This is a genomic window from Psychrobacter sp. GTC18467, assembly GCF_055397455.1.
Genome location: NZ_AP038920.1, coordinates 1,945,795 through 1,961,701 on the forward strand (window position 1 = coordinate 1,945,795; position 15,907 = coordinate 1,961,701).

Here is a 15,907-nt window from a genome sequence, read left to right on the forward strand (position 1 = left end):
AGCAATATTGAGAGTAACCATCTCAATTTTTTTTGATTCAACCTTTATTTTGGAGTCATCGATGAACATTCGTCCTTTACATGACCGTATCGTGGTTCGCCGTTTAGAAGAAGAGCAAAAAACGGCAGGCGGCATTTTGTTGCCAGGCTCAGCACAAGAAAAACCCTCGCAAGGTGAAGTCATCGCAGTGGGTAACGGTCAAATCCGCGACAATGGCGATATTCGCGCCTTGGACGTAAAAGCTGGCGATAAGGTTTTGTTTGGTCAATACGCCGGTCAAACGGTCAAAGTTGACGGTGAAGAATTATTGATTATGAAAGAAGCTGATGTTCTTGGGATTTTAGAAGGCTAGTTTTTTCAATAAAAACTTTGGCTATAAAAAGCGCTTAATAACGACGTCTATAACGAAAAAACCAGATGGAAACTGACAGAGCGCTTTTATCCTCATTGACCATAAATCATTAAATAAAATCGGAGTAATTACTCATGGCAAAAGATGTAAAATTTGGTGGCGATGCCCGTAAACAAATGATGGACGGCGTCAACGTTCTAGCAAACGCGGTAAAAGTAACGTTGGGTCCTAAAGGTCGCAACGTGGTGATTGACAAGTCCTTTGGCGCGCCAACCATCACCAAAGATGGCGTTTCGGTTGCCAAAGAAATCGAGCTTGACAACAAATTTGAAAACATGGGCGCACAACTCGTCCGTGAAGTGGCGAGCAAAACCAACGATGTTGCCGGTGATGGCACCACAACTGCAACCGTACTTGCGCAAGCCATTTTGGTTGAAGGCATGAAGTCGGTTGCTGCGGGCATGAATCCAATGGATTTAAAACGCGGCATTGACAAAGGCGTTCGCGAAGCGGTGAACCAAATTCATAGCCTATCAACTCCTGCTGACGACCACAAAGCCATTGCCCAAGTCGGTTCAATCTCTGCCAACTCAGACACCAAAATTGGTGAGCTGATTTCGCAAGCGATGGAAAAAGTGGGCAAGCAAGGCGTTATCACCGTTGAAGAAGGTTCAGGCTTTGAAGACAGCCTAGAAGTCGTTGAAGGCATGCAGTTTGACCGCGGTTACATCAGCCCCTACTTTGCCAACAAGCAAGACAGCTTGACCGCTGAATTTGAAAACCCATTTATCCTATTGGTTGACAAAAAAATCAGCAACATTCGCGAAATCGTGCCTTTACTTGAGCAAGTGATGCAGCAAAGCAAGCCGCTACTGATCATTGCTGAAGATGTTGAAAACGAAGCATTAGCTACTTTGGTGGTGAACAACATGCGCGGTGGTCTTAAAACTTGCGCCGTTAAAGCCCCAGGATTTGGCGACCGCCGTAAAGCCATGCTTCAAGATATCGCAACGCTCACTGGCGGAACGGTCATTTCTGAAGAAATTGGCTTAAGCCTTGAGAATGCCACCATCGAGCAGCTTGGCACCGCGAAAAAAGTTACCGTTGGTAAAGAAAACACGGTCATCGTTGATGGCGCAGGCAACAAAGCTGAGATTGAAGACCGCGTTGAGTCTATCCGTCGTCAAGTTGAAGAGTCAACCTCAGATTACGACAAAGAAAAATTGCAAGAGCGCATTGCCAAACTTGCCGGCGGCGTTGCCGTTATTAAAGTCGGCGCGGCTACCGAAACCGAAATGAAAGAGAAAAAAGACCGCGTTGATGATGCGCTTCATGCCACTCGCGCAGCCGTTGAAGAAGGCGTGGTTCCTGGTGGTGGCGTGGCGTTGGTTCGCGCGTTAAATGCGCTAGGCGAGCTGAAAGGCGACAACGACGACCAAGACGCCGGCATCAACATTTTACGCCGTGCCATGGAAGCGCCCCTTCGCCAAATCGTTACCAACGCTGGCGAAGAAGCTTCCGTTGTGGTGAATGCGGTGAAAAATGGCGAAGGCAACTATGGCTATAACGCTGCTACTGGCGAATATGGCGATATGCTTGAAATGGGAATCCTTGACCCTGCCAAAGTTGCGCGCTCAGCACTTGAGAACGCGGCTTCTGTAGCTGGTCTTATGCTCACCACGGAAGCGATGATTACCGACCTACCGCAAAAAGAAGACCCAATGGCGGGCATGGGCGCTGGTGGAATGGGCGGTATGGGAGGAATGGGCGGCATGATGTAAGCTGCCGTTTATCCTGCTTAACTGCTAAAAAAAGCCTCAACGATATGTTGGGGCTTTTTTTATCTCTTGTCAGTTGTTATGAGCCAACAATTTAAGCCAGTTCATCGCGGCGAAATGTCCACGTTTTATCATTTGAAGCGTCTTGGCAATAATAATAACCGTCCAAATTAAAGCTTTTTAATTCCTCAGCAGATTGTAATTGGTTGAGCGCGGCAAACCTTGCCATCATGCCGCGCGCTTTTTTGGCATAAAAGCTGATGACTTTATATTTGCCATTTTTATAATCTTCAAATCGCGGGGTGATAATATTGGCATCGATACGCTTGGTATTTACCGCCTTAAAATATTCGTTGGAAGCTAAATTGACAAGTACATTTTCTCCTAAGCTGTCCGCTAAGCGCTGATGGATAACCTTGCTAATCGAATCGCCCCAAAACTCATATAAGTCGTCCGCACCATCGCTGGCAAGCGTCGTTCCCATCTCAAGTCGATATGCCGCCATCAAATCAAGCGGTTTTAATAGCCCATAAAGCCCCGATAAAATCCCTAAATTTGAATTTAGATAATCAATCGCCGCCAAATCAAGCGAGGTGCTATCAAGACCGCGGTAAGCATCGCCATCAAACATGTAGATGGCAGGTTTGGCGTTATCCAAATCAAACGGCAATTGCCAATCTTGGTTGCGCTTGGCGTTTAACTCCGCAATTTTGGCAGATACCCCCATCAGTTCCTGCAAATCAATAGGGTCTTTTTGTTTGAGGATTTGCATCAGGTCGGCAGCTTGGCTTGCCAATTGGGGCTGCGTTAATTGGGGATTTAACGTATCTGACCAGATTTTTTGTTCATTTAAGGCTTTGGCAGGGGAGAGTAAAAAATACATGGCTAATCCTTAACATAGCTTTTGAAAAATTATAGCAACCATTATAAGTAATATTGCTGATTTAAAAAGCTTGGCTAAATTTCGTTGCGATTAAAAACACCCTGTGACCATGCTAAGATAACTTTAAAAAATCAATCACGGATATTGCCATGAACATGCTGCTGCGTTTTTTTATCATGATAAGCTTGCTCAAAAGAGAGCCAAAACTGACCCCAAAACATTCGACGCTGAGCCAAAGCGAGTTGCAAGCGCCCATTACTCAAAACTATCGCATCCTGCCGCAAGATATGGGTTGGCGCAATCATTTGCCAAATTATCGCTATTTGTCCTTTATAGAATTGAACATTACCAACTGGCTCATATCGAGCTGCCATAAAAAAGGCATTAAGATGCTGCGCTGGGTCATGGCAATGCAAGAAGTGGTGTATCTAAAGCAAGTGTCATTTTTGGATAAATTGGAGGTGACCAGCCGCCTTTTAGGTTGGGATGAAAAATATCTGTATTTTGAGCACCAGTTTTTTGTGAAGCATCAACTGCGAGCGGTGGGACTGACCAAAATTATTTTGGTTGACGCTCGCAGCAAACGCGCCCCAAGTGAGCTTGATTTGGTCGGGGTCAACTTGAACGATATCATTCAAACTTGGAATGCCAATCAAGACGCCATCAAAGCAAAGCTTGCTTAGCGCTATAAAATCCGTGCAACTTCTGCTAGCATAGTCAGTAACTTTACCATTAAGGAGCCCTCATGACCCAAAAGCTAACATGGTCGGACAGCCTAGATATTGCCATCGAACTTGCCGAAAAATTTCCCGATACCGACCCGCGTTATATTCGCTTTACTGACTTGCATCGCTGGGTAACCGAGCTTGAGGGCTTCGATGATGAGCCGAATAACTCAAACGAGGGCATTTTAGAAGCCATTCAAATGAACTGGATTGATGAGGCGGATTAAATCTGTTTAATCACTAAATTTACTGTGTGATTAAGGAGTTTTATGAGTATTATTTATCACATTAACAATCCCATCAGCCCTGATGATTATCTTAAATTGTCCGCCACGAGCCAAAAAACGGTGCAATCGCGCTCGCATTCCCTGATTCAGGCGATGCTTGATAACACCAACTTGCTCGTTTCAGCGTGGTCGCAAGAGGGCAATGATGCTCATGAATTGGTTGGACTTGCCCGCGGCGTCAGCGACTTTCGCTCAAGCTGTCATGTGGTTGAGCTTTTGGTTCGCCCTGATTTTGAATCAACGGAAGTGGCGAAAATGCTGCTTAAATATATTGAGCCGCAGCTGACTTCAGGCTGTTTGTTGACCGTTTTAGAAAAATCGCCGCTGAATGTGTCCTTTAAAGACTTAGGATTTGAGCATCATAACGACTCTTGGGTCAAGCTTGCCGATTGACCAAAAAAGCGCCGTTAAATAAGTTGCGGCGCTTTTTTTAGCTTGTTAAATTGCAGTTCACTCAGCAGCTATTTATCTAGCAGCAGGCGCTCTAAAATCCCTTCATAAATTTGCGCCAATTTCCCCAAATCATCGACCTCAACTTTTTCATTAACTTGATGAATGGTGGCGTTACGAACGCCAAGCTCGACCACTTGAGCGCCGGTTGGGGCAATAAACCTGCCGTCCGAGGTGCCGCCTGAGGTGGAAAGCTTAGTTTGAGTTCCGGTAACCGAGTAAATAGCGTCTTGGCAAGCGTTGACCAAATCGCCTTTTGGGGTTAAAAACGGCTCGCCGGATAACGTCCAGTCGATTTGATAACTTGCTTTGGAATTGACAAAGTATTTAGCAAAAATCGCTTGAGTTTTGGTTTTTAGCTCTTCTGCGGTCGTTTCAGTTGAAAAGCGAAAGTTAAAAATTACGGTTAAGGTTTCGGGAATGACATTGGTTGCGCCCGTTCCGCTATTGATATTGGAAATTTGCAACGTGGTTGCTGGAAAATAATCGTTACCGTTATCCCAGTTCGTGGCGGTAAGTTCAGCAAGTGCCGCAAGCATTTCATGAATGGGATTGGTCGCCAAATGTGGGTAGGCAACGTGACCTTGCTTTCCGGTAACCGTTAACACCGCGCCCAATGAGCCGCGACGACCATTTTTAATGATATCGCCTAAAGTATCGGTGCTTGACGGCTCACCAACTAAGCAATAGCTGATTTTTTCTTGCCGAGCTTCGAGCGCTTCAACCACTTTTACCGTACCATTTGTGGCTACACCTTCTTCGTCCGAGGTGATTAATAGCGCAATGGAGCCGTTATGGTTAGGATGATTGGCAACAAAGCGTTCAGCAGCTACGGTAAATGCCGCAATTGCCGTTTTCATATCCGCCGCGCCGCGACCCCAAAGGTAACCCTCATGAACGGTTGGGATGAATGGGTCAAAGCGCCAATGGTTGACATCGCCGGTTGGCACGACATCGGTATGACCAGCAAAACAAATCACGGGATTTTGGTTACCGCGCCTTGCCCAAAGGTTGGTCACTGCTGCATTTTTTCCTGATTGGCTTTCGTTGCCAAATATCATCGTTTCGCAATCAAAGCCAACGGGTTGTAACCGCTCAATCAATAGCTGTTGGCAGCCTTTATCATCGGGCGTGACTGACGCTCGTTCCATCAACTCACAGCTTAATTTTAAAGTCTCACTTTGGTAGTATTCCAAATTATTTTGCGGCATATTTTTCTTCTTATTTACATTTTTACGTTAAGAGCTTATTCAACAAAGGGCACTAAGGTATCGCGGCGCAACCAAGTCGCAATCGAGTAGCGTTTTTTATGGGCAATGGCAACTTGGTGCTGCAAATTGCTGTCAAAAATGACCAAACGATTGGCAAGTGGGCTGAGGCGATGAAGCTGATTTTGCAAATCAACCACTTCAAGCGCGCCGCCATCGGCTGCCGTCCAGTCAGCATTTAAATAAAATACCGCCGAAATCACCCGCTCATCGCGACCTAAAGGATTGTCGCTATGCCATTGATAACCAAATCCGGCAGGATAACAGGCAAAATGCGCTTCACTGTGGCGAATTCCTGCAAATAGGTAACGATTAAACAAGGCGGCAAGCTCATCAATGCTTTGTAAATAATAACTTCCCGCCTTGCAGTCTTTGGTAATCCAGCGGATATTGTCGCCGCGAATTTTGCTTTGGCGAACGCCTGAGGTGAGTTCCGCTGCGCGATAACGGATAAAGCCGCTTTCTTCTTGCAGCGCCGTTAATGCTGCATTAGAAAATACCTCATCAAGGACAATCCAGCCATTATTGGCAAGCTTATCTAACTGCTGCTCGCAAATCAGCTTGTCCCAATCTACCCAAAAGTCAGCGTGATGGGCATAAATTTCAAGTTCCTTAGCCATGATTTGCTTGTTGCTTGGGACAGATTGTGGGGTGACTGTTGCCTGATGGCTCATAGTTGCCATACGTTACTCCGAATATTATTAAGCGATACCATTCAGAATTACCAAAAGCAGCGTTATCTTTTATGGTTTGCTATGCTACCATAGATGCAATTTTTCTGAGTCAAACTTTTATCCTTATGAATTACAAACACGCCTATCATGCCGGAAACTTTGCCGACGTCGTCAAGCATATTTTACTGGTACAATTGTTAAACCAACTTGGTCAAAAAAACAAGCCTTTTTACGTTCTCGACGCTTATGGCGGTCGCGGACTGTATTCGTTAGCAAGTGATGAGGCAAAAAAAACGGGCGAGGCAAAAGGTGGTATTGAGGCGTTATTAGACGCTGAGATTGATGGCGCTCCTGCCGCAGTTCAAGAATATATCTCTGAATTAAAAGTTGCCAAAAAGACGTACGACAAGCATGTTTACCCTGGTTCGCCTTGGTGGATTGCCCATCATATCGAAAAAAATCCGGACAGTGGCGTTCGCGCGGAAGCCTTTGAAGCCAAAGCCAATGAGTTTGATGCGCTTAATTATCAGTTGCATAAGTTGCCCATTGGTATCCATCACCGCGATGCCTTTGAAGGCATTACTGCCGTCATTCCGCCAAAAGAGCGCCGCGGACTGGTTTTGCTCGACCCACCATTTGAGCAAGAGCACAAAGACTTTTCGCGACTGGTCGATTTGCTCGTAGCAAGCTATAAAAAATGGCCACAAGGCGTTTATGCGCTTTGGTTTCCGATTAAAAATATCGAAGCGGTTGAGCTGTTTTATAAAAAAATGAAGCGCACCGAGATTCGCCGGCAACTCGTTTGCGAGCTGAACATTTACCCAACCGATGTTGCCGTTGGACTTAATGGCACTGGAATGCTGATTATCAATCCGCCTTGGCAATTTGACAATCAGGCTCGTGATATTTTGCGCTTTTTACAGCCTATTTTAAAAGCTGCGGACGCGCCAAACTTATCACCGGACAGCGCCACCAATGTTCGCTGGCTTGTTGGCGAATAAGGATTTGTTATGAGCCATCAGCCATCTGACCCACATTTAGAGGTAACGCCAAAACCTGCCGCAAACGTGTCCTCTGAGCAGGATACTAATTCGCATCTTGTCGACCATGACCATCATGACGGACTTACCTTTGAAGTTATCGAAACCGAAGTTGCAGGCGGCAAGCGCGTCATCAGTCGCGGCGTTTATCTAGCGCCCAATTTGATTACCACGCTCTCCTTGCTTTCTGGGTTTTTCTCCATTTTAGCCAGCACCCAAGGCGAATTTTATAAAGCCTCACTTGCCATCTTTTTATCCGCCATTTTAGATGGTATGGATGGCAGGGTTGCAAGGCTGTTAAATGCTCAAAGCCCTTTTGGCGAGCAATACGACTCACTTGCCGACATGCTTGCGTTTGGAGTTGCTCCTGCGATTTTGATTTATAGCTTTGCCTTGCAGCCTTTAGGTCGCATTGGTCTTGGCTGCGCGTTTGTATTCACCGCTTGCGGCGCATTTCGACTTGCGCGCTTTAACGTTCAAGTTGGCACGGTAGACAAAAAGTATTTTATCGGCTTAGCAAGTCCGCTTGCTGCCATCTTAGTGACCACCGCCGTGATGGTTGCTATTGACCACAACGCTTGGGTGGGCAGCTATGACCCGCTCATCACTTTGCTGTTTGCCGCTTGGGTCGTTATCTGTGGTTTGCTGATGGTCAGTAACGTCAAATACTACAGCTTTAAAGAGTTTGACAAGAAAAAAGTGCCCTTTGTTGCCTTAATTATCGGCGTTCTTATTATGAGTATCGTCCTTTATGACATTCCGATTGGCATTTTAGCCATTGGCATCATTTACGCGCTTTCAGGAATTGTCAGCACCATCAAAAGTAAAGCGCAGTCTTAAAATCTAACAAAATCAACGTACTAAAAATTAATTAAAATAACTTTAAAATAACACTTGACCTGCTCATAAACTTCTCTATAATACGCCCCCACAAGGACGGAAGTTGGCAGCGAAAGCCGCTGATCGTTTTAAAGGGTTTAAATTGCCAAGCGTGATTTGAAACAACTTTAAAAGCAATAAAAAAACTTCTTGACTTCAAGATTTAAGCGTCTATAATACGCACCTCACAAGGCAAGCGAACTAACAAATTGGCTAGTTATGATTTTAACCTTGAGAAACAAATTAAAATAAAAGCTTGACAGAGTGTCCGATTGTGATATGATAGATGGCTTGAGCAATACTGGACGACAGATTGCTAACTATTTAACAGCGAACTAAAGAACAACTTGTGTGGATTTTTGCTAAGACAGAATGCTAATACTATTATCATTTAGTTTCAGCAAAGAACTCAAGTTAATTCATACGAATGCGAAAGTAATTTGCTAGTAATTAAATGAGCCAAGATTCGAAGTCATCTTCCTTTAAAGGTTAAAGACTTCATTTAAGATTAAACTGAAGAGTTTGATCATGGCTCAGATTGAACGCTGGCGGCAGGCTTAACACATGCAAGTCGAGCGGTAACAGGAAGAAGCTTGCTTCTTTGCTGACGAGCGGCGGACGGGTGAGTAAAGCTTAGGAATCTACCTAGTAGTGGGGGATAACTTGCCGAAAGGTAAGCTAATACCGCATACGACCTACGGGAGAAAGCAGGGGATCGTAAGACCTTGCGCTATTAGATGAGCCTAAGTCGGATTAGCTAGTTGGTGGGGTAAAGGCCTACCAAGGCGACGATCTGTAGCTGGTCTGAGAGGATGATCAGCCACACCGGGACTGAGACACGGCCCGGACTCCTACGGGAGGCAGCAGTGGGGAATATTGGACAATGGGGGGAACCCTGATCCAGCCATGCCGCGTGTGTGAAGAAGGCCTTTTGGTTGTAAAGCACTTTAAGCAGTGAAGAAGACTCCATGGTTAATACCCATGGACGATGACATTAGCTGCAGAATAAGCACCGGCTAACTCTGTGCCAGCAGCCGCGGTAATACAGAGGGTGCGAGCGTTAATCGGAATTACTGGGCGTAAAGCGAGCGTAGGTGGCTTGATAAGTCAGATGTGAAAGCCCCGGGCTTAACCTGGGAACGGCATCTGAAACTGTCAGGCTAGAGTAGGTGAGAGGAAGGTAGAATTCCAGGTGTAGCGGTGAAATGCGTAGAGATCTGGAGGAATACCGATGGCGAAGGCAGCCTTCTGGCATCATACTGACACTGAGGTTCGAAAGCGTGGGTAGCAAACAGGATTAGATACCCTGGTAGTCCACGCCGTAAACGATGTCTACTAGTCGTTGGGGAACTTGATTCCTTAGTGACGCAGCTAACGCAATAAGTAGACCGCCTGGGGAGTACGGCCGCAAGGTTAAAACTCAAATGAATTGACGGGGGCCCGCACAAGCGGTGGAGCATGTGGTTTAATTCGATGCAACGCGAAGAACCTTACCTGGTCTTGACATACACAGAATCTTGTAGAGATACGAGAGTGCCTTCGGGAATTGTGATACAGGTGCTGCATGGCTGTCGTCAGCTCGTGTCGTGAGATGTTGGGTTAAGTCCCGCAACGAGCGCAACCCTTTTCCTTAGTTACCAGCACTTCGGGTGGGAACTCTAAGGATACTGCCAGTGACAAACTGGAGGAAGGCGGGGACGACGTCAAGTCATCATGGCCCTTACGACCAGGGCTACACACGTGCTACAATGGTAGGTACAGAGGGCAGCAAGCGTGCGAGCGCAAGCGAATCTCAAAAAGCCTATCGTAGTCCAGATTGGAGTCTGCAACTCGACTCCATGAAGTAGGAATCGCTAGTAATCGCGGATCAGAATGCCGCGGTGAATACGTTCCCGGGCCTTGTACACACCGCCCGTCACACCATGGGAGTTGATTGCACCAGAAGTGGGTAGCCTAACGTTTGAGGGCGCTCACCACGGTGTGGTCGATGACTGGGGTGAAGTCGTAACAAGGTAGCCGTAGGGGAACCTGCGGCTGGATCACCTCCTTAATGAAGCATTTGATTGGTAAGAATCCACAACAAGTTGTTCTTTGGTTTAAGCGTTTTAGCTTAAGAGGCTAAGCCTAATTATATGAGAATATAAGAAGGTATTGAGCTTTTAGCCATTTCCCTTTAAGGAAATGTCTCTTGCGCTCGGAGCAAAGCAGTGCTTTGCTTTTATCCTCGCTCAGGGTCTGTAGCTCAGTTGGTTAGAGCACCGTGTTGATAACGCGGGGGTCATAAGTTCAAGTCTTATCAGACCCACCAAACATCTGGGGCCATAGCTCAGTTGGTAGAGCGCCTGCCTTGCACGCAGGAGGTCAGGAGTTCGACTCTCCTTGGCTCCACCACAACGCGAGAGTAAGCTGTAAATAACATAAATAAAGAAAGTATAAACAGAAACAAGAGATTGGAATCGATTTCTTTTTTCTGTTTGATACAGAACCTAATACCTGACGAAGGATTAGGAACTATTTAACAACATAGATATGAGTCTGGGTTAGCAATACTATTTCACGTAGTGTTGTTAACCTGATAATCACCTTTTAATGACATCAGTTGTTATCCCAAGGGGTGATTATCAAAGTAAAGAGAACTGAATCAAGCGTAAACATAGGTGATATCGTTATCATTCAAGACAAACAGACCCTTTGGGGTTGTATGGTCAAGTAATGAAGCGCACATGGTGGATGCCTTGGCAGTCAGAGGCGATGAAAGACGTGACAGCCTGCGATAAGCTTCGGGGAGGCGGCAATATCCTGTGATCCGGAGATTTCTGAATGGGGAAACCCACTTAGCAAAAGCTAGGTATCATATACTTGTATATGAAGCGAACGAGGGGAAGTGAAACATCTCAGTACCCTTAGGAAAAGACATCAAATGAGATTCCCCAAGTAGCGGCGAGCGAACGGGGAGGAGCCGATTGACTCTAGAATAGAAGAACAGCGTGGGAAAGCTGACCGTAGAGGGTGATAGTCCCGTATTTTAAATTCTAGATGAGACATATTAAGTAGAGCGGGACACGAGAAATCCTGTTTGAAGATGGGGGGACCATCCTCCAAGGCTAAATACTCCTGACTGACCGATAGTGAACCAGTACCGTGAGGGAAAGGCGAAAAGAACCCCTGTGAGGGGAGTGAAATAGAACCTGAAACCGTGTGCGTACAAGCAGTGGGAGCACCCTTGAGGTGTGACCGCGTACCTTTTGTATAATGGGTCAGCGACTTATATTCTGTAGCAAGGTTAACCGCATAGGGGAGCCGTAGGGAAACCGAGTCTTAATAGGGCGAGTAGTTGCAGGGTATAGACCCGAAACCGAGTGATCTATCCATGAGCAGGTTGAAAGTGCCGTAACAGGCACCGGAGGACCGAACCCACTGTCGTTGAAAAGCCAGGGGATGACTTGTGGATAGGGGTGAAAGGCTAATCAAACTCGGTGATAGCTGGTTCTCCCCGAAAGCTATTTAGGTAGCGCCTCGGACGAACACCATTGGGGGTAGAGCACTGTTTCGGCTAGGGGGTCATACCGACTTACCAACCCGATGCAAACTCCGAATACCGATGAGTGATATCCGGGAGACACACGGCGGGTGCTAACGTCCGTCGTGGAGAGGGAAACAACCCAGACCGCCAGCTAAGGCCCCAAATTCCTAGTTAAGTGGGAAACGAGGTGGGAAGGCATAGACAGCTAGGAGGTTGGCTTAGAAGCAGCCATCCTTTAAAGAAAGCGTAATAGCTCACTAGTCGAGTCGGCCTGCGCGGAAGATGTAACGGGGCTCAAACTAGGAGCCGAAGCTGCGGATTTGAAAATTGTTTCAAGTGGTAGGGGAGCATTGTGTAAGCCTGTGAAGGTGTGTTGTAAAGCATGCTGGAGGTATCACAAGAGCGAATGCTGACGTGAGTAACGATAATGGGTGTGAAAAGCATCCACGCCGGAAGACCAAGGGTTCCAGTCCAACGTTAATCGGGGCTGGGTGAGTCGACCCCTAAGGCGAGGCCGAAAGGCGTAGTCGATGGGAAATCGGTTAATATTCCGATACTTGTTTATGATGCGATGGAGGGACGGAGAAGGTTATGCCAGCCTAGTGATGGTTATCTAGGTGGAAGGATGTAGGTAGAGTGATTAGGCAAATCCGGTCACTTATATACCGAGATCTGATAGCAAGCTGTACTTGTACAGCGAAGTGGCAAATACCATGCTTCCAGGAAAAGCTTCTAAGCGATAGTCATAAACGAATCGTACCCGAAACCGACACAGGTGGTCAGGTAGAGAATACCAAGGCGCTTGAGAGAACTCTGCTGAAGGAACTAGGCAAAATGGTACCGTAACTTCGGGAGAAGGTACGCTGCTGATGGTGATAGAACTTGCTTCTTGAGCTGTTGGCAGTCGCAGATACCAGGCTGCTGCAACTGTTTATTAAAAACACAGCACTCTGCAAACACGAAAGTGGACGTATAGGGTGTGATGCCTGCCCGGTGCTGGAAGGTTAATTGATGGGCTTAGCGCACGCGAAGGTCTTGATCGAAGCCCCAGTAAACGGCGGCCGTAACTATAACGGTCCTAAGGTAGCGAAATTCCTTGTCGGGTAAGTTCCGACCTGCACGAATGGCATAATGATGGCAGCGCTGTCTCCAGCAGAGACTCAGTGAAATCGAAATCGCAGTGAAGATGCTGTGTACCCGCGGCTAGACGGAAAGACCCCGTGAACCTTTACTACAGCTTTACATTGAACTTTGACCTGACTTGTGCAGGATAGGTGGGAGGCTTTGAAGCAGGAACGCTAGTTCTTGTGGAGCCAACCTTGAAATACCACCCTGGTCATGTTGGGGTTCTAACTTGAGTGTGACAGCACTAAGGACAATGTATGGTGGGTAGTTTGACTGGGGCGGTCTCCTCCTAAAGAGTAACGGAGGAGTACGAAGGTGCGCTCAGAACGGTCGGAAATCGTTCAAAGAGTATAAAGGCAAAAGCGCGCTTAACTGCGAGACCCACAAGTCGAGCAGGTACGAAAGTAGGTCTTAGTGATCCGGTGGTTCTGTATGGAAGGGCCATCGCTCAACGGATAAAAGGTACTCTGGGGATAACAGGCTGATACCGCCCAAGAGTTCATATCGACGGCGGTGTTTGGCACCTCGATGTCGGCTCATCTCATCCTAGGGCTGAAGCAGGTCCTAAGGGTATGGCTGTTCGCCATTTAAAGAGGTACGCGAGCTGGGTTTAGAACGTCGTGAGACAGTTCGGTCCCTATCTACCGTGGGCGTAGGAAATTTGAGAGGATCTGCTCCTAGTACGAGAGGACCAGAGTGGACGAACCGCTGGTGTTCGGGTTGTCATGCCAATGGCATTGCCCGGTAGCTACGTTCGGATGGGATAACCGCTGAAAGCATCTAAGCGGGAAGCCCACCTCAAGATGAGATTTCCCTAAAGAGCCGTTCAAGACTAGGACGTTGATAGGCAGGGTGTGGAAGCGCAGCGATGTGTGGAGCTAACCTGTACTAATTGCTCGTTTGGCTTGACCATACAACACCCAAGTGGTTTGTTGCTGTCTAGATCAAAGATAGTATGTCTGATTCGATATCACCAAAAGTTTGATTCAATCCAAGTTCTCAACCAACCTCATATCTATACCCCCTTTGCTGACGACAACAGCGCGATGGAACCACCTGATCCCTTCCCGAACTCAGAAGTGAAACGTCGCCGCGCCGATGGTAGTGTGGCACTTGCCATGTGAGAGTAGGTCATCGTCAGCGCCCTTTTCAAAAGCCCCCAGCATGAGCTGGGGGCTTTTTTTATGCTGTTAAAATTTTGCATCTTGCTATGAGTTATCTTCTCAACTATGATTAAAGTTATTAATTAAAAACTATCATTGAGACAATTTATGACCACTTCAACCGTGACCTATCAAGGCGACCTTCGAACGTCCGCCATTCATTTGCAGTCAAAAAACGAAATTATTACCGACGCGCCAACCGACAACCACGGCAAAGGTGAGGCATTTTCGCCAACGGATTTACTTGCCACCAGTCTTGCAAGCTGTATGCTCACCATTATCGGTATCAAAGCTCGCGATATGGCGGTTGATATTTCAGGCACTAAGGCTGAAGTTACTAAAATTATGGTAGCTGACCCAAGACGTGTGAGTGAGATTCATATCGTTATTACCTTTAATGATGAGCTGGATGACAAAACGCTGAAAATATTTTATAACACTGCGCTGAATTGTCCGGTTGCCAAAAGTTTGCACTCCAACATTTTACAAAACCTAAGCTTTAGTCAAGCCAACAAGTCATAACATGACCGACCAACCAAAAACCCTACTGATTATTGCGCATTCGCCATCAGCCAACACTCAAAAGTTGGCACAAGCAGCGGTTGCAGGTGCAAGTCATCCAGATATTGCTATTAAAGTAGTTGTAAAGTCGCCGCAAGAGACATTTTTTGAAGATGTCTTGGCAGCTGATGCACTACTGCTGGGAACAACGGAAAATTTGGGCTACATGGCAGGGCTGACTAAAGATTTTTTTGACCGCTGTTACTATCCGGTATTAGAACAAAAGCAAGGGCTGCCCTTTGCCGTTTATATCCGCGCAGGATTTGATGGAACGGGAACGTGCCGAGCGCTAAAAACCATCACTACAGGGCTGCGTTGGAATTTGGTTCTAGAGCCTTTAGTTTTAAAAGGTGATTGGGATGACACTTTTTTAAAGAGCGTCAAAGAACTGTCGATGACTTTAGCAGTTGGCGTTGAGGCAGGAATTTATTAGTTTTTAGAGGTTAAGATGACGTCAAAAAGTCATTTAGGAAATACGGACGTGGATATTTTTTCCAAGCTGCCGTTTTCGCAAGCTTGTGAGAACAATAAATCTGCAATTTTAACAGTGCTACAAAAAGAGCTGCAAACAGCAAAGCGTGTGCTTGAGATTGGCTCAGGGACAGGGCAACACAGCGTTTATTTTGCGTCAAAGCTTAGGCAGCTAATTTGGCAGTGTAGCGATTTGCCGGAAAATATTAGAGCAATTCAAGCTTGGCACCAAGCCTATCCGGCGCCAAATTTGCCGCCAGTTTTAACGCTTGATTTGACCATGATAGATAGTCTTGCTCAAAATAAGACGCAACTGCCGCAATATGACGCTATTTTTACTGCAAACACCTTACATATTGTTCCTTGGTCGTTGGTTGAGCAGTTATTCAGTTTGGCAGCAGTTCAGCTTGTCAATTTCGGTAAGCTGATTATCTATGGTCCTTTTAATGAGCAAGGTCAATTCACAAGTGCAGGAAATGCAAATTTCGATGCCATGCTAAGGTCGCGTAATTCCCAAAGTGGTATTCGAGATAAAGGCAAAGTTATTACTTTAGCCCGTCAAAAAGGTTTTGCCTTGTCAGCCCAGTATGCCATGCCAGTAAACAACCAAATGTTAGTTTTCCAAAAAACAGCATAACAATATTAAGTTTGCTGGGTAAGTTTGAACTTTAAAAAAAGAAATATTCTCTAAGTCCTTGTTAAAGTATGTAATTTTTAACTAAACGTTA

Annotated in this window: 13 protein-coding genes, 2 tRNA genes and 3 rRNA genes; 15 read left to right on the plus strand and 3 right to left on the minus strand. The window is 46.3% G+C overall.

From position 1 onward, the window contains the following. Positions 1 to 61: 61 nt before the first annotated feature. Together ACZ5XY_RS08640 and groL are read left to right on the plus strand one after the other, a co-directional pair. The gene (locus ACZ5XY_RS08640) at positions 62 to 352 is read left to right on the plus strand and encodes a co-chaperone GroES (RefSeq protein WP_464740794.1); all 291 of its coding nucleotides are present in this window, start codon (positions 62 to 64) and stop codon (positions 350 to 352) included. 134 nt (positions 353 to 486) lie between these two features. Next, on the plus strand, positions 487 to 2,133 hold the full coding sequence (gene groL, locus ACZ5XY_RS08645; RefSeq protein WP_464740796.1) for a chaperonin GroEL: 1,647 nt from the start codon (positions 487 to 489) through the stop codon (positions 2,131 to 2,133). A 91-nt stretch (positions 2,134 to 2,224) separates the two neighbouring features. Here the strand turns inward: groL and yaaA are convergent, their stop codons facing one another. Then, positions 2,225 to 3,013 (minus strand): peroxide stress protein YaaA, encoded by a 789-nt coding sequence (gene yaaA / locus ACZ5XY_RS08650; RefSeq protein WP_464740798.1) that lies wholly within the window; start codon positions 3,011 to 3,013, stop codon positions 2,225 to 2,227. Positions 3,014 to 3,162: 149 nt separating this feature from the next. Here yaaA and ACZ5XY_RS08655 point away from each other — a divergent pair, with 149 nt between their 5' ends. From ACZ5XY_RS08655 to ACZ5XY_RS08665, 3 genes are all read left to right on the plus strand, one after another. Further along, a complete protein-coding gene (locus tag ACZ5XY_RS08655) occupies positions 3,163 to 3,696 on the plus strand; it encodes an acyl-CoA thioesterase (RefSeq protein WP_464740800.1) in 534 nt (177 codons plus the stop codon). Positions 3,697 to 3,758: 62 nt separating this feature from the next. Beyond that, on the plus strand, positions 3,759 to 3,965 hold the full coding sequence (iscX, locus tag ACZ5XY_RS08660; protein WP_464740802.1) for a Fe-S cluster assembly protein IscX: 207 nt from the start codon (positions 3,759 to 3,761) through the stop codon (positions 3,963 to 3,965). Positions 3,966 to 4,007: 42 nt separating this feature from the next. Then, a complete protein-coding gene (locus ACZ5XY_RS08665; protein WP_464740804.1) occupies positions 4,008 to 4,418 on the plus strand; it encodes a hypothetical protein in 411 nt (136 codons plus the stop codon). Positions 4,419 to 4,486: 68 nt separating this feature from the next. Here the strand turns inward: ACZ5XY_RS08665 and dapE are convergent, their stop codons facing one another. Together dapE and ACZ5XY_RS08675 are read right to left on the minus strand one after the other, a co-directional pair. Then, on the minus strand, positions 4,487 to 5,686 hold the full coding sequence (gene dapE / locus ACZ5XY_RS08670; protein ID WP_464740806.1) for a succinyl-diaminopimelate desuccinylase: 1,200 nt from the start codon (positions 5,684 to 5,686) through the stop codon (positions 4,487 to 4,489). A 35-nt stretch (positions 5,687 to 5,721) separates the two neighbouring features. After that, on the minus strand, positions 5,722 to 6,426 hold the full coding sequence (locus tag ACZ5XY_RS08675) for a 2OG-Fe(II) oxygenase (RefSeq protein WP_464740808.1): 705 nt from the start codon (positions 6,424 to 6,426) through the stop codon (positions 5,722 to 5,724). A 116-nt stretch (positions 6,427 to 6,542) separates the two neighbouring features. Here ACZ5XY_RS08675 and ACZ5XY_RS08680 point away from each other — a divergent pair, with 116 nt between their 5' ends. From ACZ5XY_RS08680 to ACZ5XY_RS08725, 10 genes are all read left to right on the plus strand, one after another. Beyond that, a complete protein-coding gene (locus ACZ5XY_RS08680) occupies positions 6,543 to 7,418 on the plus strand; it encodes a 23S rRNA (adenine(2030)-N(6))-methyltransferase RlmJ (protein WP_464740810.1) in 876 nt (291 codons plus the stop codon). A gap of 66 nt (positions 7,419 to 7,484) precedes the next feature. Next, complete coding sequence (pssA, locus tag ACZ5XY_RS08685; RefSeq protein ID WP_464743837.1) at positions 7,485 to 8,297, plus strand: CDP-diacylglycerol--serine O-phosphatidyltransferase; 813 nt, start codon at positions 7,485 to 7,487, stop codon at positions 8,295 to 8,297. 549 nt (positions 8,298 to 8,846) lie between these two features. Further along, positions 8,847 to 10,386 (plus strand): 16S ribosomal RNA (locus tag ACZ5XY_RS08690). Between the two features lie 181 nt (positions 10,387 to 10,567). Further along, positions 10,568 to 10,644, plus strand: a tRNA-Ile gene (locus ACZ5XY_RS08695). A gap of 7 nt (positions 10,645 to 10,651) precedes the next feature. After that, positions 10,652 to 10,727: transfer RNA gene (locus tag ACZ5XY_RS08700), tRNA-Ala, on the plus strand. 312 nt (positions 10,728 to 11,039) lie between these two features. Continuing rightward, a 23S ribosomal RNA gene (locus ACZ5XY_RS08705) occupies positions 11,040 to 13,897 on the plus strand. A gap of 115 nt (positions 13,898 to 14,012) precedes the next feature. Continuing rightward, positions 14,013 to 14,127, plus strand: a 5S ribosomal RNA gene (gene rrf / locus ACZ5XY_RS08710). The 16S, 23S and 5S rRNA genes sit together here with 2 tRNA genes alongside, the layout of an rRNA operon. 128 nt (positions 14,128 to 14,255) lie before the next feature. Beyond that, complete coding sequence (locus tag ACZ5XY_RS08715; RefSeq protein WP_464740812.1) at positions 14,256 to 14,669, plus strand: OsmC family protein; 414 nt, start codon at positions 14,256 to 14,258, stop codon at positions 14,667 to 14,669. Position 14,670: 1 nt separating this feature from the next. Continuing rightward, a complete protein-coding gene (locus ACZ5XY_RS08720) occupies positions 14,671 to 15,141 on the plus strand; it encodes a flavodoxin family protein (protein ID WP_464740814.1) in 471 nt (156 codons plus the stop codon). Positions 15,142 to 15,156: 15 nt separating this feature from the next. Then, positions 15,157 to 15,816 carry a DUF938 domain-containing protein gene (locus ACZ5XY_RS08725; protein WP_464740816.1) on the plus strand — a complete coding sequence of 220 codons (660 nt, stop codon included), beginning with the start codon at positions 15,157 to 15,159 and terminating at the stop codon, positions 15,814 to 15,816. Positions 15,817 to 15,907 lie beyond the last annotated feature (91 nt).